The organism is Micromonospora sp. LH3U1 (assembly GCF_028475105.1).
In the GTDB taxonomy this organism is placed as follows: Bacteria; Actinomycetota; Actinomycetes; order Mycobacteriales; family Micromonosporaceae; genus Micromonospora.
In genome coordinates this window covers 4,960,508-4,979,776 of the sequence record NZ_CP116936.1, presented here as the reverse complement: position 1 = coordinate 4,979,776, position 19,269 = coordinate 4,960,508, and the positions used below count along the sequence as shown (strand labels likewise).

Genomic DNA, 19,269 nt, shown 5'->3' with positions numbered 1-19,269 from the left:
GCCACCAGGGGTTGATCCCGGTGTCGTACCCCAGTGTGACCTGACTCCCGTTAGCGCTTACCTGCCGGTAACGCCTAGGCTCCGACGCGTCCGTGCTGACCATTCGCAAGGGGGAACAGTGGCCCGTACCGTGCTGGTGACCGGGGGCAACCGGGGGATCGGCCTGGCGATCGCGCAGGCCTTCGCCAAGCAGGGCGACCGGGTGGCGGTCACCCACCGCAGCGGCGAGGCTCCGGAAGGGCTGTTCGGCGTACGCGCCGACGTCACCGACGCGGCCTCGATCGACGCCGCGTTCACCGCCGTCGAGGCCGAGCTGGGGCCGGTCGAGGTGCTGGTCGCCAACGCCGGCATGACCGCCGACACGCTGCTGCTGCGGATGACCGAGGAGCAGTTCACCGGTGTGCTGGACACCAACCTCACCGGTGCGTTCCGGGTCGCCAAGCGGGCCTCCGGCAAGATGCTCCGCGCCAAGTGGGGCCGCATGATCTTCATCTCCTCGGTGGTCGGCCTCGCCGGCGGCGCCGGGCAGGTCAACTACGCCGCCAGCAAGGCCGGTCTCGTCGGCGTGGCCCGCTCGATCACCCGCGAGCTGGGCAGCCGCAACATCACCGCGAACGTGGTGGCGCCCGGCTTCATCGACACGGACATGACCGCCGGCCTGTCCGAGGACCGCAAGGCGGAGATCCGCAAGTCGATCCCGGCCGGCCGGATGGCCAGCCCGGACGAGGTCGCCGGGGTGGTCACCTGGTTGGCCTCCGACAGCGCCGGGTACGTCTCGGGCGCCGTGATCCCGGTCGACGGCGGCCTCGGCATGGGCCACTGACCCTTATCTACGTACGGAGGAACCACTGCATGTCCGGACTGCTCGCCGGTAAGCGGCTGCTCGTCACCGGTGTCATCACCGACGCCTCGATCGCCTTCTCGGTGGCGAAGCTCGCCCAGGAGAACGGCGCGCAGGTCGTGCTCACCGGCTACGGCCGGCTCTCCCTGGTCGAGCGGATCGCCAGGCGGCTGCCCGAGCCGGCCCCGATCATCGAGGTGGACGTCACCAACACCGAACACCTGGCCAGCCTCGCCGACCGGGTGCGCGAGCACGTCGACGGGCTCGACGGCGTCGTGCACTCGATCGGCTTCGCCCCGCAGAGCTGCCTGGGTGGCGGCTTCCTCGACGCCCCCTGGGAGGACGTGGCGACCGCCCTGCACGTCTCCACCTTCTCGTACAAGTCGCTGGCCATGGCGGCGCTGCCGCTGATGTCGCCCGGCGGCGCGGTGGTCGGCCTGACCTTCGACGCGACGAAGGCGTGGCCGGTCTACGACTGGATGGGCGTGGCCAAGGCCGGCCTGGAATCGGCGTCCCGCTACCTGGCAATGCACCTGGGCAAGCAGGGCATCCGCAGCAACCTGGTCGCCGCCGGGCCGCTGCGCACCATCGCCGCGAAGTCGATCCCCGGCTTCGACCAGTTCGAGGACGCCTGGGCCGAGCGGGCCCCGCTGGGCTGGAGCCTCACCGACCAGGAGCCCGCCGCCCGGGCCTGCCTGGCGCTGCTCTCCGACTGGTTCCCGGCCACCACCGGCGAGATCGTCCACGTCGACGGCGGCTACCACGCCATCGGCTCCTGACGTCCCCCGACGACGCCCCCGACCACCGTCCGCGTGACCCACGCGTCCGGAGCAGGGGGCGTCGCCGGGCCGTCACGGCCCAGGGGCGAGAATGAACCCATGTCGTACGACGCGGTGGTGCTGGTGTCCTTCGGCGGGCCGGAGCGGCCCGAGGACGTGATGCCGTTCCTGCAGAACGTGACCCGGGGCCGGGGCGTGCCGCCCGAGCGGCTGGCCGAGGTCGCCGAGCACTACCAGCACTTCGGTGGGGTGTCCCCGATCAACCAGCAGTGCCGAGACCTGCTGGCCGCCGTCCGCGCCGACTTCGCCGCACACGGTGTCGACCTGCCCGTCTACTGGGGCAACCGCAACTGGGACCCGATGCTCGCCGACACCGTGACCCAGATGCGCGACGACGGGGTCACCCGGGCGCTGGCCTTCGTCACCAGCGCGTACGGCGGCTACTCGTCCTGCCGGCAGTACCAGGAGGACATCGCCGCCGCGCGGGCCGCCGTCGGCCCGGACGCCCCGGTGATCGAGAAGCTGCGCCAGTTCTGGGACCACCCCGGCTTCGTCGAGCCGCACACCGACGCGGTCCGGGCAGCCCTGGGCCAGCTCGACCCGGCGAAACGGGACACCACCCGCCTGGTCTTCACCGCCCACTCCATCCCCACCTCCATGGCCGCCAACGCCGGCCCGCACGGCGGCCGGTACGAGGCGCAGCTGCACGAGACCGCCCGGCTCGTCGCCGCGGCCGCCGCACCCGACCTGCCGTACGACCTGGTCTGGCAGAGCCGCTCCGGCCCGCCGCAGATGCCGTGGCTCGAACCGGACATCAACGACCACCTGACCGCCCTCGCGCAGGGCGGCACCACCGGTGTGGTGGTCAGCCCGATCGGGTTCGTCTCCGACCACCTGGAGGTCGTGTGGGACCTGGACACCGAGGCGCTGGAGACGGCCAAGCAGCTCGGCCTGGACTTCGTCCGGGCCGCCACCCCGGGCACCGACCCGCGCTTCGTGACAATGGTGCGTGAGCTGGTCACCGAGCGGACCGACCCGGACGGTGCGCAACTACGCCGCCGCCTGGGCGAGCTGCCGATGTGGGACACCTGCGCGACCGTCTGTTGCGTGCCGACCCGTCGCCCCTGACCTCTGAGGATCATCATGCAGGACCGCAAACCCGTGCAGAGTTGGCTGACCGACATGGACGGCGTGCTGGTGCACGAGGGCCAGCCGGTGCCCGGCGCACCGGAGTTCATCAACCGGATGCGTTCCTCCGGCAAGCCGTTCCTGGTGCTGACCAACAACTCGATCTACACCCCGCGCGACCTGACGGCCCGGCTCAGCCGGATGGGGCTGGACGTGCCGGAGGAGTCGATCTGGTCGTCCGCGCTGGCCACCGGCCAGTTCCTCGCCGACCAGCGGCCGGGCGGCACCGCGTACGTGATCGGTGAGGCCGGACTGACCACGGCGCTGCACGCGGTCGGCTACGTGCTCACCGACTTCGCCCCCGACTACGTGGTGCTCGGCGAAACGCGCACCTACAGCTTCGAGGCGATCACCAAGGCGGTCCGTCTGATCAACGACGGAGCCCGGTTCATCTGCACCAACCCCGACGTGACCGGCCCGTCCGTCGAGGGCGCCCTGCCCGCCGCCGGGTCGGTCGCCGCGATGATCTCCAAGGCGACCGGGGTGGAGCCGTACTTCGTCGGCAAACCGAACCCGATGATGATGCGCTCGGCGCTCAACACCATCAACGCGCACTCGGAGAGCACCGCGATGATCGGCGACCGGATGGACACCGACATCCTGTGCGGCCTGGAGGCTGGGCTGGAGACCATCCTGGTGCTCACCGGAATCAGCAGCCGCACCGAGGCGGAGCGTTACCCGTACCGCCCGTCCCGGATCATCAACTCGGTCGCGGACCTGCTCGACGAGATCTGACGGGCGTCCGCCGCCCTTGGGTCGGTGCTGGCTGTCGGTGCTGGCTCGGTGCTGATCGCGCTGGCTCGGTGCTGATCGCGCTGGCTCGGTGCTGGCTCGGTGCTGATCGCGCTGCAACCAGGATGTAGTGGTCACCCTCCCACCGGAGGCCACTGCATCCTGGATCGAGCACGATCATGCCTAGGTCCGGTCGGCATTGCCGCGGCGCGGTGGCGGTGGCGCGCGGCGGGGGTGCGGCGCGGTGGGGTGCGGTGGGGTGCGGCGCGGTGGGGCGCGGCGCGGTGCAGCGCGGTGGAGTGCGGCGCGGTGCGGTGGGGTGCGGCGCGGTGCGTGGGCGCGGTGCGTGGGCGCGGTGGATGGGGCGCGGTGGGGTGCTTTGCGTGGGCGCCGTGGAGCGGCGGGTGGAGTCAGGGGCGCAGTGGGGCGTTGCAGGCGGCGACGAGCGCCTGGCGGCAGGCCGTGGTGAGCGGGCGGAGAGCCGCGTCCCGTTGCTGCGCCTCGTAGTTGTTGATCGCGCCACCCGGCGCGGCGTGCCCGGCCAACGCGAGCACCCGGTCGAGCACCGCGGCCCGGGCGAAGAGCCGGCGGGCACGCGGGTCGAAGCCCGGTGGCAGGTCGGTGGCGCCGTCCGGGCGGCGTAGGGCCGCCAGCGCACCGGCCAACTCGGGCCGCCACTGGGCAACGTCGAGACGGGTCAGCGCGGCGGTCGTCTCGGCCAGTGCGGCGGCCAGCTCGGCCTCCGCCTCGGCGGCACCAGGCAGTGCGAGTGAGGCGGCCGGCGCGTTGGCCGGCAACGGGTACACCCGCCAGAGCACCGTCTCGAAACAGTCCCCCGAGCCGGAGGTGTGCATCCGCACCTGGGGAATCAACCCGAGCCCACCGGCGACCACCGCCTCGCCCGTCACCAGTGCCGCACCGGCGAAGTCGCCAGGGCCGGGCAGCCCTCGGGGATCACCCGGCGCGGGCAGCACCAGGCGGATGTCGTCCGGGGAGAGCTTGGCCAGGGTGGGCAGCGCGGCGCCCAGCGGGACGTCGGTCCAGGTGCCGGGGGCGTCCGCGACGAGATGCTCCTCGTCGCCAGCGATGGCGTCGGCGACCTCGTCGTACGGCACCAACCCGGCGCGCCACGCGCGCACCCAGGCAACGAACCGGCTCGACCGGCGCGGCGCGAGTGTGGCCGCGCCCGTTGCGGGGGTGGACATGCCGAAAGGGTACGTGGTCACGACCGGCCCTGTCTCGACTGCCGCTCCCGCCGCCCGGCCTGCCCCGAACTGCCCCCTTCGCCCCGATCCCGCCCCTCGCGCAATCCCGCCCGCCCCTCGCAGGCCCCCGCCGTCCGCGCCCGCCTCGGCCCCGCCGCTCGCGCCCGCCGCTCGCGCCCGCCGTTCGCGCCCGCCGTTCGCGCCCGCCGTTCGCGCCCGCCGTTCGCGCCCGCCGTTCGCGCCCGCCGTTCGCGCCCGCCGTTCGCGCCCGCCGTTCGCGCCCGCCGTTCGCGCCCGCCGTTCGCGCCCGCCGTTCGCGCCCGCCCCGCCGCCCACCCCTCGCGCGCCCCGGCGTCCGAGCCCGCCTCCGCCCCACCGCTCGCACCCCGCCCCGCGCCGGCCCTCGCCCGACCCTCACCCATGTCGATCATGGAGTTGTGGTGGGCGATAGTTCCCCGTGCGGGCGTTTCGTGAGGCACCACAACTCCATGGTCGACGGAGTGGGGGGTGGTGTGGGGCGGTGTGTCGGGAGGCGAGGCTGGTGGCGCGGGAGTTAGCGTGATCGACATGGCTGGGCGATACGGCGAGGACGTGTTGGCGGGGGACTGGCGACGGCGGAAGGTCACCCCCGAGGTGGACGCCGACGCGGATCTCGTGGTGGAGGATGCCGACTCCGGATTCTGCGGAGCGGTGGTGGGCTTCGAGGCCGGCGCGGTGGTGCTGGAGGACCGGCATGGCCGACGGCGCAACTTCCCGCTGCTACCGGCGGCGTTCCTGCTCGACGGTCGACCGGTGACGCTGCGCCGCCCGACCCGCGCGTCGGTGCCGGCGGCGCGTCGGCGGACCGCGTCCGGTTCAGTGGCGGTGGAGAACGTTCGGGCGCAGGTGGCCAAGGCCAGCCGGATCTGGGTGGAGGGCATCCACGACGCCGCGCTGGTCGAGCGGATCTGGGGTGACGACCTGCGGATCGAGGGCGTGGTCGTGGAGCCGTTGGACGGCATCGACGCCCTCGACACCGAGGTACGGGACTTCGGCCCCGGCCCGACCCGACGACTCGGCGTGCTCGTCGACCACTTGGTGCCGGGCAGCAAGGAGAGCCGGATCGTGGCCCGCGTGGACTCGCCGTATGTGCTGGTGACCGGACACCCGTACGTGGATGTCTGGCAGGCGGTCAAGCCAGCGGCGCTGGGCATTTCGGCGTGGCCGGTGGTGCCGCCGGGACGGCCATGGAAGGAGGGCGTCTGCGCGGCACTCGGGGTAGCGGAGCCGGCCGACATGTGGCGGCACATCCTGTCCCGGGTGAACAGCTTCGCCGACGTGGAAACACCCTTGATCAACGCGATGGAACGCCTGATCGACTTCGTCACCGAGCCAACCTGACCCGCCCGCAGCAGCGGCACGCCCCACGCCGGGAGCGCCGCCCGCCCCGGCAATGCGCCGCCCGCCCCGCAACGCGCCGCCCGAACGCTCCCCGCACCGCCCGACCCCGGCAATGCGCCGCCCCGCGCCGCCCGCCGCCCCGCGCCGCCCGCCGCCCCGCGCCGCCCGCCGCCCCGCGCCGCCCGCCGCCCCGCGCCGCTTGCAAGATCCGCCCAGTTTCCGTGATGTTGCTGCCTCGAGGCTCCCGGAGGCAGCAACATCAGGGATGTTGCGCGGATCTTGGGCGGGGCGGGGCGCGCCGGGCCAGGGCGGGGCGCGCCGGGCCAGGGCGGGGCGCGCCGGGCCAGGGCGGGGCGGGCCGGGCCAGGGCGGGGCGCGCCGGGCCAGGGCGGGCCGGGCCAGGGCGGGGCGGGTCCGGCACTGGATGGGGGTAGCGCGCGACTCAGGGCTGCTGGTCGGGGGTGCGGGTGTAGACGAAGGTGGCGATGTCCAGAGCGACCGCCCGGTCCTGTTCGTCGCGGCGCACCGTGAGGATCTCGCCGTCCTGCCCGCCGGCCCGGCCTCGCCAGCGGTCCGGGCCTTCGGCGACGAAGTGGAGGTCCGGTGCGCCGATCGGGCCGGCGTGCAGTTCGCCGGCTGCGTCCGCGTACACCTCGATGGTGGTGCCCATCCACCACCAGCGGCCGGTCAGCTCGGCGAGTTCGGCGGGCGGCGGGGCGGCCGCTGGCCGCCAGGGGGTGACCGGCGCGGGTTCGGCGTCCAGCACCAGGGTGAGCAGTTGCCGTCCGAGGGCGCCGAGGTGCACGCCCCGCAGGGTGTACGCGTTGACCAGGCTGACCACGGCGGTGCGGCTGGGGCGGTGCACGGCCAGCGCGGCGCCGTAGCCGGGCATCGAGCCGCCGTGCCCGACGTACACCCGGTTGCCTTCCCGGAAGAGTTCCAGCCCGAGGCCGTGCCCGTGGGTCCAGGCTTCCAGGTCGCTGATCACCACGGGGGAGCACATCTCGGTCAGCGTCGAGGCGCCCAGCACCGACGGGTCGGGGTCGGCCAGGAATGCCGCCCACCGGCCCAGGTCCTCGATCGTCGACCAGAGTTGCCCGGCGGGGGCCATGGCGCCGGTGTCGGTACGGGGTTCCTCGCGCAGCGTGTCGTGCCAGGGGTGTACGACGTAGCCGCGGGCGTACGGCTCGGTGGCCGCGTAGGTGGTGCGGCGCATGCCCAGCGGGGTGAGGAGCCGTTCGGCGAGGAGGTCGACCCAGGGCTTTCCGCTGAGCCGTTCGAGCAATCCGCCGAGTAGCCCGTACGCCAGGTTGGAGTAGTGGTACGTGCGGTGCGGCGGGTAGGCGATCTTGTCGACGGTGAGCCCGGCGAGCAGGGTGGGCAGGTCGACGCCCGCGGTCCGCTCCCACCAGTCGCCCTCGGGTTCGCGCTGTAGGCCGCTGGCGTGCGCGAGGAGTTGGCGCAGGGTGAGCGAGCCCACACCGGTGCCCGGCAGGTGTTGTTCCAGCGGGTCGTCCAGGGCCAGTCGGCCGGCGTCGCGCATCTGCATGATCAGGGTGGCGGTCATCGTCTTGCTGATCGAGCCCAGCCGGTACTGCAGGTCGACGTCCGGGTGGGGATGCTCGCCGGCGGCGGCCAGGTGGACCAGTGCGCCGTCGCGGACCACGCCCACCACCAGCGACGGGGCGTGACCGTCGGCCTGTGCCTGGGCGACCTGGGTGTCGATCTGTCGGGCGGTCTCGGGCAGCAGAGTCAACGTGATCTCCTCGGGTGGGGCCGCCGATTCGGAGTGTTTTAGCGGGCCGGAAAGGGCTTCGCCGAGCCTACTGATCTTCGCGGGGAGGTCGCGCGTGCGTTTCCGTGTCACGATCGGGGGGTGGACGCCGTGGTGTGGATCGTATTGGGTGTGCTGCTGACGGTCGCCGAGATTTTTACGACGACGTTATTTCTGATCATGTTCGGGGTCGGTGCGTTCGCCGCTGCAGGTGCGGCCGCCCTGGGCGCGCCGGTGGCGGTGCAGGCGCTGGTCTTCGCTGTGGTGTCGGCACTGAGTCTGGTGGTGGCCCGGCCGGTCCTCCGGCGGCATCAGCGCTCGGCGCTGGAGAGTGGCGAACAGCCGTTCGGCGTGGAGGCGATCGAGGGCTCCACGGCGCTGGTGCTGGAGCGGGTGGACGCTGACCGTGGCCTCGTCAAGATCGACGGTGAGCTGTGGAGTGCCCGCTCGTACGACACGACGCAGAGTTTCGACCCTGGTCAACGGGTTCGGGTGATAAAGGTCCGGGGCGCGACCGCCCTGGTCTGGCAGGACGATGTTTCTTCCGCCGGCGAGCTGCCGGAAGCGAGAGGGTGAACGGGATGGTTATAGGAGTGCTGCTGATCGCGGTGGCGTTGATCGCCGTGATAACGCTGGCCAAGGCGGTGCGGATCGTGCCGCAGCAGCGCCAGGACGTGGTGGAACGGCTCGGCAAGTACAAGCGCACCCTCAGCCCCGGCCTCAACCTGCTGGTGCCGTTCGTCGACGCGGTGCGCACCAAGGTCGACATGCGGGAGCAGGTGGTCAGCTTCCCGCCGCAGCCGGTGATCACCTCGGACAACCTCGTGGTCTCGATCGACACGGTGCTCTACTTCAAGGTGGTCGACTCGGTCCGGGCGACCTACGAGATCTCCAGCTTCCTGCAGGCCATCGAGCAGTTGACCGTCACGACCCTGCGTAACGTGATTGGCTCGCTGGACCTGGAGCGGGCGCTGACCAGCCGGGACGAGATCAACCGGCACCTTTCCGGGGTGCTGGACGAGACCACCGGCCGTTGGGGCATCAAGGTGACCCGGGTGGAGATCAAGGCAATCGAGCCGCCGGCGAGCATCCGTGACTCGATGGAGAAGCAGATGCGCGCCGAGCGGGACCGCCGGGCGGCGATCCTCACCGCGGAGGGGCACAAGCAGTCGGTGATTCTTACCGCCGAGGGTGACAAGCAGTCGGCGGTGCTGCGCGCCGACGGTGACCGGCAGGCCCGGATCCTGCAGGCCGAGGGTCAGGCGAAGGCGATCCGGACGGTGTTCGACGCGATCCACCAGGCGAACCCGAGTCAGAAGGTGCTCGCCTACCAGTACCTGCAGGCCCTGCCGCAGATCGCCCAGGGCAGCGCCAACAAGGTCTGGATCATCCCGGCCGAGCTGACCAAGGCCCTGGAGGGGATGGGTGGCGCTCTCGGTGGGCTGAGCCAGATGGTGGGGGATCTTCCCACGCCCGAGGCCGCTGACCACGCGAGCCAGGTTGAGCGCGAGGCCGCTGAGGTCGCTGAGGCCGCGGCCGCCGCGGCCCGGCAGATCCACGACGAGGTACGCGTCGCCGAGGCGCAGGCCACCGGTGGCAACAAGCCGCAGGGGCTGCCCGCGCCGGAGCCGGTGTCTCCGACCAGCCTGGTCAACGATCCGGCCGAGCAGCGCGAGCGCGGCTGATCCAGTACGCCGGCCGCCCGGCCGGCTAAATGCGAGAAAGACTCATGGGGCGCTCCGACGCCTGCCACGATCGGTCCTAGGACGGGTGGTGACCAGGCAATCGGGGCGCCCCGGCGCGTCTCGCACCGCTCGTGGACGAGCGAGGTGACGCATGAAGGATCCGGCGAATCGGATGTGGTCCTCCGCCCCGGTGCCCGGCGCGCACGACCCGGCCGGCCCACTGGGCTCCCGACGGGCCGGCGGAGGGTTCGGCGTACTGCCCTTCGTTGGCGAGCCGACCCCGGCCGGCCCGGCGACGAACGCCAGTTGGGCCTGGTCGCTACGTCGGTTCGCGCGGGCGGCGGTGTGGCTGCTGCCGGCGTACGCCATTCTCTATGGCGCGGTGGCGATGGCCAGTGACGGAGGGGTGGGCAACGACCCCTATCCGGCCGACGGCCAGGCGGTGTATCTGATTGGTTGGGTGGCCGCGGTCTGGCTCGGGCTGCTCGCGCTGCTGGCCCTCACCGGTCTGCTGGCCGCGACTCGTAGCCGCCGGGTGGCCGCCGCCGGGCTGCTGGTCAGCATCGCCGGCACCGTGCTGATGTTGCCCTTCGCCGGGCTCGCCGAGCAGACGCCCGTCTTCGGCACCACCGCGCGCTCGCTGGTCCTGCTCGGAGCGTCGTTCTACAGCGTGGGCTGGTTCTTCACCGGGTGGGCGGTGGCCCGCTCGGGCACCTTCAGCCTCGGCGACGGCGTCATGTTGATCATCGCCGCGCCGCTTCTCGGCCTCGGCGGCGCCCTGATCGGCTCGCTGCAGACGTTCGGGGCGATCTTCGTACTGATCGCCGGCATCGGCATCGGCTACCGCTCCGGCCGCCTGATGCCCCGCGAAACCGCCCGCGACGCAGCCAGCGCCAGCCTCTCCACCCCAACCCCCTGATCCACACACCCGGCTTCTGCCTGGTGAAGGGGGCTGGGAGGAGGTTGGTGGGGGGCCGTGAAATTGCTGACAATCGGCCTGCGGGGGTGGCCGGTTGGCGGCTTTCGTGGCAATCCTGGGGAGCATGGCCGCCTCTCGCTCGCCGCTGTCGCGGCTGTTCACCGTGCTGCTCGCCGGCTTGTTGGCGGGGCTTGTCCTGGCAGCCGCCGCACTGCCGGGCAACCTGCTGCTCGGGTTCACCGCCCGATCCGCGCTCAAGTCGTATGCCTCGTTGCCTGCCGCGCTGCGCACCCCGGTCACTCCGCAGCGCTCGTACCTCTACGCCAACGACGGCAAGACGCTGATCACCACGTTCTACGAGGTGAACCGCACAGACGTCGCGTTGGAGGACATCGCGCCGACGATGCGGCAGGCGATCGTGGCGGCCGAGGACCGGCGCTTCTACGACCACGGCGGCGCGGACCTGCGCGGCCTGGCCCGGGCGGTGGTGGCGAATGTGAAGGGCGGCGGCAACGAGCAGGGCGGCTCGACGCTGACCATGCAGTACGTCCGTAACGTCCTCAAGACCGACCCCACCCGCACCGCCGAGGAGCGCGCCGCCGCCACCGACCCCACCGTCGGGCGCAAGATCCAGGAGATCCGGTACGCGAGCGCGCTGGACAAGAGCCTCGGCAAGGACGAGATCCTCGACCGGTACCTGAACATCGCCTACTTCGGCTCCGGCGCGTACGGGATCGCGGCGGCCAGCCAGCGGTACTTCGGCAAGCCTCCGGCGCAGCTGACCCTCGCCGAGTCGGCCCTGCTCGCCGGCCTGTTGCAGTCTCCGGACGCGTACAGCCCGATCGACGGGAACAAGGACGGCGCTCTGGGCCGCCGCTCGTACGTGCTGGACTCGATGGTCGCCACCGGCGCGATCACCGCTGCGCAGGCGGCCCAGGCCAAGGCGGAGCCGCTGACCCTGCGCCCCACCGCGCAGCCCAACGGCTGCACCGCCGTCTCCCAGGGCCACGACGACTGGGGCTACTTCTGTGACTACCTGCGCAGCTGGTGGCTGGCCCAGCCGGCGTTCGGGGCCACGGTCGCGGAGCGCGAGCAGGCCCTGCGCTCGGGTGGCTACACCGTGGTCACCTCGCTGGACCCGAAGATCCAGGCCACCGCGCAGCAGCAGGCCACCAAGGTCTACGGGTACGACAACAAGCGCGCCCTGCCGATCGCGGCTGTCCAGCCGGGCACCGGGCAGGTGCTGGCGATGGCGGTCAACCGGCACTTCAGCCTGGCCGACAACCCGGCCGGGCAGGCCAACTACCCGAACACCGTCAACCCGCTGATCTCCGGCGGGTCGAGCGTCGACGGGTACCAGGCGGGTTCGACGTTCAAGCTGTTCACCATGCTCGCCGCGCTGGAGGCGGGCCGTACCCTCTCCACCGGCTTCGACGCGCCCGCCAAGCTACCCACTCGGTACGCCGCCGAGGGCCCGGGCAGCTGTGACGGCCACTGGTGCCCGGCGAACGCCAACCCGGACTGGATGGACGGGTACCGGATGATGTGGGACGGCTTCGGCCGTTCGGTGAACACCTACTTCGTCTGGCTGGCCGAGCAGGTCGGCCAGGACAAGGTGGTGGAGATGGCGCAGCGGCTCGGCATCACCTTCCGCGCCGACTCGGACGCCGCCTTCGCCAAGGACAACGCCGCGAACTGGGGTTCGTTCACCCTCGGCGTGGCCGCCACCACCCCGCTGGACCTGGCCAACGCGTACGCCACGGTGGCCGCCGAGGGCACCTACTGCACGCCGGTGCCGGTGGTCTCGGTGACCGCCGCGAACGGCGAGAAGGTGCCGGTCGGGCAGCCGTCCTGCAAGCGGGTCATCGACGCAGACGTGGCCCGTGCCGCGACCGACGCCGCTCGCTGCCCGGTGGGCCAGCAGTCGGCGTTCGGGCAGTGCAACGGCGGCACCGCCACCGGTGTGAACGACATCCTGGACGGCCGGCCGGTGGCCGGTAAGACGGGTAGCTCGGAGCAGAACTCCACCGAGACGTTCGTGGGCTTCACCCCGCAGGTCGCGGTGGCCGGCATCGCCGCCAACCCGGACGACCCGGCCGATGCGGTGGGCTCCGCGGTGCAGACCAAGGTGATCGACGCGGTCGCCCGGGTCATCGCCACGGCCGTGAAGGGTCAACCGGAGAAGGCGTTCACCGCGCCCACCCGGGAGCTGGCCGGCGAACCGCGTCGCCCGGTGGATCGCCCCGCCGTCCCGGACCGCGAACAACGCACCGAGGACCCACGTTCGGCCCTGCAACGCTGGCTCGACCGCCGCGGCTGACCCCCTGACCCCCGACCCCTCGCACCCCGCGATCTTGCACTTTCCGTCGGCGGCTCGCCCGACTTGCCCCTTTCGCCGGGGCAGAGAGTGCAAGATCGCGCGGGTGGGGAGGGGTCAGCGGTCGCGGCGGCGGGGACGGTAGGTGCTGATCGTCGCGGGTAGGCCGCGGCGGATTATTCCGGCCCAGTCGGTGTCGCCGCGCAGCACCGCCGCCGCGGTCTTGCGGGCCTGCTCGGCGGTGAAGTGCGGCGGGAGCATCAGCTCGGCCGGGTCGACCAGGGCGTTGATGACCACCGGTCGGTCGGCGGCGAGCGCGCGGTCCCACACGTCCGCCACCTGCTCCGGCGAGTCGACCAGCTCACCGTGCAACCCGAGCACCTGCGCCCACTGGTGGTAGGCGATGTCCGGCAACTGCTGGCTGTCCGGGAACATCGGTGTCCCCTCCGTGGAGCGCTGTTCCCAGCTGACGAACGCCAGATCCCGGTTGTTGAGCACCAGCACCACGAATCGCGGGTCGGCCCAACTGCGCCAGTACTTGGCCACGGTGATCAGCTCGTTGACGCCGTTCATCTGCATGGCGCCGTCGCCGATCAGCGCGACGAGCGGCCGTTCCGGGTGGGCGAACTTGGCGCTCAGCGAGTACGGCATGGCGCCGCCCATGGACAGCAGCGTGCCGGACAGGCTGGCCAGCATCCCGGGGCGGACCTGGATGTGGCGGGCGTACCAGGCGGTGGCGGTGCCGCAGTCCACGGCCAGCATCACGTCGTCGGGCAGTCGCTCATTGAGGGTGTGGAAGAGCAGTTGCGGGTTGACCGGGTCGGCGGTCTGCTCGGCCAGGTCGCGTTGCACGCGGCGCCACGCCGAGGTGGCCTCGGTGATCTCCGCCCGCCAGGCGGTCGGCCCGGGGCCGGGGCCCAGCTCGCGGAGGAGCGCCCGCAGGGTGGGGCGGGCGTCGCCGGTGAGGTTCACCTCGGTCGGGTACCGCAGCCCGAGCTGGGTGCCGTCCAGGTCGATCTGTACGGCGCGGGCCTGCCCGGGCGGCGGGTAGAACTCCGAGTACGGCATGTTGCTGCCCACGATCAGCAGCCGGTCGCAGCCGGTCATCAGCTGCCAGCTGGGCCGGGTGCCGAGCAGCCCGATCGCACCGGTGACCCAGGGCTCCCGGTGGTCGACGACGGTGAAGCCGAGCAGTGCGGTGGCCACACCGGCTCCGAGCCGTTGGGCGATCTCGCGGACCTCCTCCTGCGCGCCGAGCGCGCCCTGCCCGACCAGCATGGCCACCCGCTTCCCGCCGCCGAGCACCTCGGCCGCCCGTCGTACGTCCACCTCCGGTGGCACGGTCGGCGTACTGCTGGGCACGTTGCTGGTCTGGTAGTAGCCGTGCGCGTGGGGTGGGTCCAGCACGGCCGGCTCGTCCTGCAGGTCCAGGGGGAGGATCAGGGCGGTGACGGTACGCCGTGCCAACGCCGTGCGGCAGGCCCGGTCGACCAGGTGGCGGACCTGCGCCGGGTGGTCGAGCTGGGCCAGGAACGCCGCGGCCACGTCCTTGTAGAGGGCGAGCAGGTCGACCTCCTGGTAGTAGCCGCCGCCCTCGGCGGTGACCGCGGTGTGCCCGACCAGGGCGACCACCGGCTGGTGGTCGAGCTTGGCGTCGTACAGGCCGTTGAGCAGGTGGATGGCGCCGGGCCCGCTGGTCACCAGGGCGCAGCCCAGCGGCCCGCCGCCGTACTTGACGTGCGCGGAGGCCGCGAAACCGGCGGTCTCCTCGTGCCGTACCTGGATGAACTGGACCCGCCCGTTGGTGCGTTGCAGCGCGGAGGTGAGGCCGTTGATGCCGTCGCCGGGATAGCCGAAGTAGCGGTGCACGCCCCAGCTGAACAGTCGCGACACGATGTGGTCCGCGACGGTCGGGCGCCGAGGCAGGGCACCTGCTTCGCCCGGTGCGGCGTGGTCTGTACTCACCTGGCTGGTCCTTCCCGTCGAGTCCCCATACGCCTCCCGCCATTCCCGTTACTTTCCGGACAAAACACCCAAGCGGAGAGGTCGCCGGACCGGCCCCGGAAGGACCGGACCGTCGTCCGGCAGAATCGTCGGGTGCCCGTCCACCAGATCACCGACCCCGACGACGACCGGATCGCCGACTATCGAGCGCTCACCGACGTCGAGCTGCGCACCCGCTGGGAGCCGCCACACGGCCTGTTCATCGCCGAGGGGGAGCTGGTGCTGCGCCGGGCGCTGCGCGCGGGCTACCCGGCCCGGTCGTACCTGGTCGACGCCAAGCGCATCGACCAACTCGCCGACCTGGACACCGGCGACGCGCCGGTCTACGCGGCCACGCAGGACGTGCTGCAACGGGCCACCGGTTTCCACGTACACCGGGGGGTGCTGGCGTCGTTCCACCGCAGGCCCCTGCCGACGGCGGCCGAGGTGCTCGCCGCCGCGCGCCGGGTGGTGATCCTTGAGGACGTCAACAACCACACCAACCTCGGTGCGGTGTTCCGGGGTGCGGCCGCACTCGGAGTGGACGCCGTCCTGCTGTCGCCCTCCTGCGCCGACCCCCTCTATCGGCGCAGCGTGCGGGTCAGCATGGGCGAGGTCTTCGCGGTGCCGTACGCCAGGATCGAGCCGTGGCCGGACGGGCTGGCCGAGATCCAGGCGGCGGGTTTCACCGTGCTCGCCATGACGCCGGCTCCGGACGCCGTACCGATCCAGCGGCTGACCGAGCAGCAGCGCAGGCGTGCCGCGCTGCTCCTGGGCGCCGAAGGTGCGGGGCTCACCTCGGCCGCTCAAGAGGCGAGTGACGTGCGGGTGGTGATTCCGATGCGCCGAGGCGTCGACTCACTCAATGTCGCCGCGGCGGCGGCGGTCGCCTTCTGGGAGCTGGGCCGGGAGGACCCTGTCTGACGCGGACGTCGCTCCATGTGGCCGTGCTGGACCATGCGACTCCGGCTTGCATGGCCATGCGTTCTGTTGCATAATTTTCCCGTGTCTAAGGTTCTCACCTCCCTGCCCATCGGCGAACGTGTCGGCATCGCCTTCTCCGGCGGCCTCGACACCTCTGTCGCGGTCGCGTGGATGCGCGACAAGGGCGCCGTGCCCTGCGCCTACACCGCCGACATCGGCCAGTACGACGAGCCCGACATCGCCTCGGTGCCCGGTCGCGCGCTCAGCTACGGCGCGGAGGTCGCCCGCCTCGTCGACTGCCGCGCCGCCCTGGTCGAGGAGGGCCTCGCGGCGTTGACCTGCGGTGCCTTCCACATCCGCTCGGGCGGGCGGGCGTACTTCAACACCACCCCGCTGGGCCGGGCGGTGACCGGGACCCTGCTGGTGCGAGCGATGATCTCCGACGACGTCCAGATCTGGGGCGACGGCTCGACCTTCAAGGGCAACGACATCGAGCGGTTCTACCGGTACGGGCTGCTGGCCAACCCGCTGCTGCGCATCTACAAGCCGTGGCTCGACACCGCCTTCGTCACCGAGTTGGGTGGGCGTAAGGAGATGTCGGAGTGGCTGCTCGAACGCGACCTGCCATACCGGGACAGCACCGAGAAGGCATACTCCACCGACGCCAACATCTGGGGCGCCACACACGAGGCGAAGACCCTTGAGCACCTCGACACCGGCATCGAGACGGTCAGCCCGATCATGGGAGTCCGGTTCTGGGACCAGTCGGTCGAGATCCCGACCGAGGACGTCACGATCGGCTTCGACCAGGGCCGCCCGGTGACGATCAACGGCAAGGAGTTCGGCAGCGCCGTCGACCTGGTGCTGGAGGCCAACGCCATCGGCGGCCGGCACGGCCTGGGCATGTCGGACCAGATCGAGAACCGGATCATCGAGGCCAAGAGCCGGGGCATCTACGAGGCACCCGGCATGGCGCTGCTGCACGCCGCGTACGAGCGGCTGGTCAACGCCATCCACAACGAGGACACCCTGGCGAACTACCACAACGAGGGTCGCCGCCTCGGTCGGCTGATGTACGAGGGCCGCTGGCTGGACCCGCAGGCGCTGATGCTGCGCGAGTCGTTGCAGCGCTGGGTGGGCACGGCGGTCACCGGTGAGGTGACGTTGCGGCTGCGCCGGGGCGAGGACTACTCGATCCTGGACACCACCGGCCCGGCGTTCAGCTACCACCCCGACAAGCTGTCGATGGAGCGTACCGAGGACTCGGCGTTCGGCCCGTCGGACCGGATCGGCCAGCTCACCATGCGCAACCTGGACATCGCCGACTCGCGGGCGAAGCTGGAGCAGTACGCCTCCATCGGCATGGTCGGCGGCGGCACACCCCAGCGGATGATCGGCGCCGCGCAGGCGGCCTCGACCGGGCTGATCGGCGCGATGCCACAGGGCGGCGCGGAAGCCATCGCCTCCCGGGGCGTCGCCTCCGCCGCCGACGAGGCGCTCGACCGTGCCGCGATGGAGTTCGGCGTCGACTGAGCCCGGCCACCCGCCGCGCTGGGCACCAAATGTCGAGATCTGGCGTCACGGACGGTAGCGTGTCGGCCGTGTTTCCTACCGTCCGTGAGGTCCTCGCCCTCGACCCCGTCCGCCACGGCGCACCGCGCGTGGTCGCCGGGGAAGCCGGGCTGGACCGGCCGGTCCGTTGGGTGCACGTCGCCGAGGTGCCGGACATCGCCACCCTGCTCGGCGGCGGCGAACTGGTCCTCACCACCGGCATCGGCCTGCCCGGGGACGACGCTGGGCTGCGCGCGTTCATCGGGGACCTGGCCGACGTCGGCGTCTCCGGGCTCGTCGTCGAACTGGGCCGCCGTTACGTCAGCGGGGTGCCCCGGGTGATGGTCGCCACCGCCGAGCGGCGCGGGCTGCCCCTGGTGGAGCTGCGGCGGGCCACCCCGTTCGTGCGGATCACCGAGGCGGTGCACGCACTGATCGTCGACGCGCAGCTCACCGAGCTGCGCGCCACCGAGGAGATCCACCAGCGCTTCAACGACCTGTCCGTCGAGGGCGCCGACGCCGCCGAGGTGATCCGGCAGGCCGCCGAGCTGTCCGGTTGCCCGGTGGTGCTGGAGAACCTGTCCCGGCAGGTGCTGGGGTACGACCCGGCGGGGGAGAGCGCCGAACTGCTGCTCGACGGCTGGGAGCAGCACTCCCGCCGGATCCGACCGGCCGGGCGGACCGCGTACGACCTGGACAGCGGCTGGCTGGTGACGGTCGTCGGCGCCCGGGGGCAGGACTGGGGGCGGCTGCTGCTGCGCTGGCCCGCCAGCGGGGAGGTGGTCACCCGCCGGGCCAGCGAGCCGATCGCGCCGGAGGTCGGACCGCCCACCCGGCTCACCATCCTGATCGAGCGGGCCGCGTCCACCCTCGCGCTGGGCCGGCTGATCCGCCGCGACGCCGAAGGGCTGGAGCGACAGATCCACCGCACCCTGCTCACCGCGCTCCTGGACCACTCCCGGCCGGTGGACGAAGTCGCGCTGCGGGCCAAGGCGCTCGGCGTGGTGCTCGAACGCCGGCACCTGGTCGGCGTGATGGTCCGACACCGGGCTGAGGACCCGGTCGGGGAGAGCGGCCCGGAGGCGGCTCAGGCCCGTCTGCGGGACCTGTCCGAGGCGGTCGGCCAGGCGCTGCGGGAGGCGAAGCTGACCGCGCTGACCAGCGCGGTCGACGACAACTCGGTGGGCGCGCTGCTGGCCCTGACCGACCCGGCCGCCGAGGACCGCGCGCTGTCCGCGTTCGCCAGCGCACTTCGTCGGGTACGCCTCGACGCCGGCACCGGTCGAGCAACGTCCGGCGCCGAGGCGTCCCGGGCTACATCCGCTGGCGACGTACCCCGGTCGGCGTTCGGCGCGGATGGGTCCCGATCGGCCTTCGGCGCGGAGGCGTCCCGGTCGTTATCCGGTGGGGAAGCGTCCCGGTCGGCGTTCGGCGCGGACGCGTCCCGCTCGGCGTTCGGCACGGACGCCGGGCGGGTGACGGGCGGTGCTGATCCGTCCCGGAGTGCCGGCAGTGCGCCGGGTGGGGTCATCGTGGCCGCCGGCTCCGGCGTGGGCAGCCTGCGGGAGGCGCGACGGTCGCTCGTCGAGGCGCGGCAGATCGCCGAGGCGGCCCGACGGGACCGACGGGAGCTGCCGATCTTCCGGCTGCCGCACGTCGGTCTTGCCGGGCTGCTGCACCTGCTACGCGACGAGCCCCGCCTGCAGACCTTCGTGGAACGCGAGCTCGGCGCCCTGCTGGACTACGACGCCCGACACCCCCGGGAGCAGTTGCTCGACACCCTGCGTGCGTACCTGGAGCAGGGGCGTAACAAGACCGCCGGCGCTGCCGCCGCCCACCTGTCCCGGCCCGCGTTCTACGAGCGCCTGGCCCGCATCGCCCGCATCCTCGACGTCGACCTCGACTCGGTAGAGGCATCCCTGTCCCTACACGTAGCGCTCCTAGCCCTAGAAGCAGTCCGCACCCCCTAACCCACCCCGCGTTGATCAAGA

General features: G+C 72.2%; 15 protein-coding genes. 12 read left to right on the top strand and 3 right to left on the bottom strand.

Annotation, left to right across the window (positions count from 1 at the left end):
• Nucleotides 1-118: 118 nt before the first annotated feature.
• From fabG to PCA76_RS22645, 4 genes are all read left to right on the top strand, one after another.
• Nucleotides 119-823, top strand: a complete 705-nt coding sequence (fabG, locus tag PCA76_RS22660; protein WP_272612496.1) for a 3-oxoacyl-ACP reductase FabG — start codon at nt 119-121, stop codon at nt 821-823.
• Between the two features lie 29 nt (nt 824-852).
• Nucleotides 853-1,620 carry an enoyl-ACP reductase FabI gene (gene fabI, locus PCA76_RS22655; protein ID WP_272612495.1) on the top strand — a complete coding sequence of 256 codons (768 nt, stop codon included), beginning with the start codon at nt 853-855 and terminating at the stop codon, nt 1,618-1,620.
• Between the two features lie 99 nt (nt 1,621-1,719).
• Entirely contained in the window at nt 1,720-2,748 is a 1,029-nt protein-coding gene (locus PCA76_RS22650; protein ID WP_272612494.1) for a ferrochelatase, read from the top strand.
• 15 nt (nt 2,749-2,763) lie between these two features.
• Entirely contained in the window at nt 2,764-3,543 is a 780-nt protein-coding gene (locus PCA76_RS22645) for an HAD-IIA family hydrolase (RefSeq protein ID WP_272612493.1), read from the top strand.
• 407 nt (nt 3,544-3,950) lie between these two features.
• Here PCA76_RS22645 and PCA76_RS22640 read toward each other — a convergent pair whose 3' ends face one another.
• Nucleotides 3,951-4,745 carry a hypothetical protein gene (locus tag PCA76_RS22640; RefSeq protein WP_272612492.1) on the bottom strand — a complete coding sequence of 265 codons (795 nt, stop codon included), beginning with the start codon at nt 4,743-4,745 and terminating at the stop codon, nt 3,951-3,953.
• A gap of 567 nt (nt 4,746-5,312) precedes the next feature.
• Here PCA76_RS22640 and PCA76_RS22635 point away from each other — a divergent pair.
• A complete protein-coding gene (locus PCA76_RS22635; RefSeq protein WP_272612491.1) occupies nt 5,313-6,125 on the top strand; it encodes a DUF3097 domain-containing protein in 813 nt (270 codons plus the stop codon).
• 442 nt (nt 6,126-6,567) lie between these two features.
• Here PCA76_RS22635 and PCA76_RS22630 read toward each other — a convergent pair whose 3' ends face one another.
• Nucleotides 6,568-7,881 carry a serine hydrolase domain-containing protein gene (locus tag PCA76_RS22630; protein ID WP_272612490.1) on the bottom strand — a complete coding sequence of 438 codons (1,314 nt, stop codon included), beginning with the start codon at nt 7,879-7,881 and terminating at the stop codon, nt 6,568-6,570.
• A gap of 120 nt (nt 7,882-8,001) precedes the next feature.
• On the opposite strand from PCA76_RS22630, the gene PCA76_RS22625 reads away from it, so the two are divergent.
• From PCA76_RS22625 to PCA76_RS22610, 4 genes are all read left to right on the top strand, one after another.
• Nucleotides 8,002-8,475, top strand: coding sequence for an NfeD family protein (locus PCA76_RS22625; RefSeq protein WP_272612489.1), 474 nt, complete (start codon nt 8,002-8,004; stop codon nt 8,473-8,475).
• A 5-nt stretch (nt 8,476-8,480) separates the two neighbouring features.
• Nucleotides 8,481-9,584 carry an SPFH domain-containing protein gene (locus PCA76_RS22620; RefSeq protein WP_272612488.1) on the top strand — a complete coding sequence of 368 codons (1,104 nt, stop codon included), beginning with the start codon at nt 8,481-8,483 and terminating at the stop codon, nt 9,582-9,584.
• Nucleotides 9,585-9,735: 151 nt separating this feature from the next.
• Nucleotides 9,736-10,503, top strand: a complete 768-nt coding sequence (locus PCA76_RS22615; protein WP_272612487.1) for a hypothetical protein — start codon at nt 9,736-9,738, stop codon at nt 10,501-10,503.
• 124 nt (nt 10,504-10,627) lie between these two features.
• Nucleotides 10,628-12,823, top strand: a complete 2,196-nt coding sequence (locus tag PCA76_RS22610; protein ID WP_272612486.1) for a transglycosylase domain-containing protein — start codon at nt 10,628-10,630, stop codon at nt 12,821-12,823.
• A 114-nt stretch (nt 12,824-12,937) separates the two neighbouring features.
• On the opposite strand, the gene PCA76_RS22605 is transcribed toward PCA76_RS22610, so the two are convergent.
• On the bottom strand, nt 12,938-14,785 hold the full coding sequence (locus PCA76_RS22605) for a thiamine pyrophosphate-requiring protein (RefSeq protein WP_272612485.1): 1,848 nt from the start codon (nt 14,783-14,785) through the stop codon (nt 12,938-12,940).
• Between the two features lie 132 nt (nt 14,786-14,917).
• On the opposite strand from PCA76_RS22605, the gene PCA76_RS22600 reads away from it, so the two are divergent.
• From PCA76_RS22600 to PCA76_RS22590, 3 genes are all read left to right on the top strand, one after another.
• Entirely contained in the window at nt 14,918-15,727 is an 810-nt protein-coding gene (locus PCA76_RS22600; RefSeq protein ID WP_272612484.1) for a TrmH family RNA methyltransferase, read from the top strand.
• An 81-nt stretch (nt 15,728-15,808) separates the two neighbouring features.
• On the top strand, nt 15,809-17,260 hold the full coding sequence (argG, locus tag PCA76_RS22595; RefSeq protein WP_272612483.1) for an argininosuccinate synthase: 1,452 nt from the start codon (nt 15,809-15,811) through the stop codon (nt 17,258-17,260).
• Between the two features lie 68 nt (nt 17,261-17,328).
• Nucleotides 17,329-19,248, top strand: coding sequence for a PucR family transcriptional regulator (locus PCA76_RS22590; protein ID WP_272612482.1), 1,920 nt, complete (start codon nt 17,329-17,331; stop codon nt 19,246-19,248).
• Nucleotides 19,249-19,269 lie beyond the last annotated feature (21 nt).

Excerpts from the sequence above, each read along its gene's own strand:
- fabI (WP_272612495.1), top strand. The coding sequence starts at position 853 with ATGTCCGGACTGCTCGCCGGTAAGCGGCTGCTCGTCACCGGTGTCATC.
- PCA76_RS22650 (WP_272612494.1), top strand. The coding sequence starts at position 1,720 with ATGTCGTACGACGCGGTGGTGCTGGTGTCCTTCGGCGGGCCGGAGCGG.
- PCA76_RS22645 (WP_272612493.1), top strand. The coding sequence starts at position 2,764 with ATGCAGGACCGCAAACCCGTGCAGAGTTGGCTGACCGACATGGACGGC.
- PCA76_RS22640 (WP_272612492.1), bottom strand. The coding sequence starts at position 4,745 with ATGTCCACCCCCGCAACGGGCGCGGCCACACTCGCGCCGCGCCGGTCG.
- PCA76_RS22635 (WP_272612491.1), top strand. The coding sequence starts at position 5,313 with ATGGCTGGGCGATACGGCGAGGACGTGTTGGCGGGGGACTGGCGACGG.
- PCA76_RS22620 (WP_272612488.1), top strand. The coding sequence starts at position 8,481 with ATGGTTATAGGAGTGCTGCTGATCGCGGTGGCGTTGATCGCCGTGATA.
- PCA76_RS22615 (WP_272612487.1), top strand. The coding sequence starts at position 9,736 with ATGAAGGATCCGGCGAATCGGATGTGGTCCTCCGCCCCGGTGCCCGGC.
- PCA76_RS22610 (WP_272612486.1), top strand. The coding sequence starts at position 10,628 with ATGGCCGCCTCTCGCTCGCCGCTGTCGCGGCTGTTCACCGTGCTGCTC.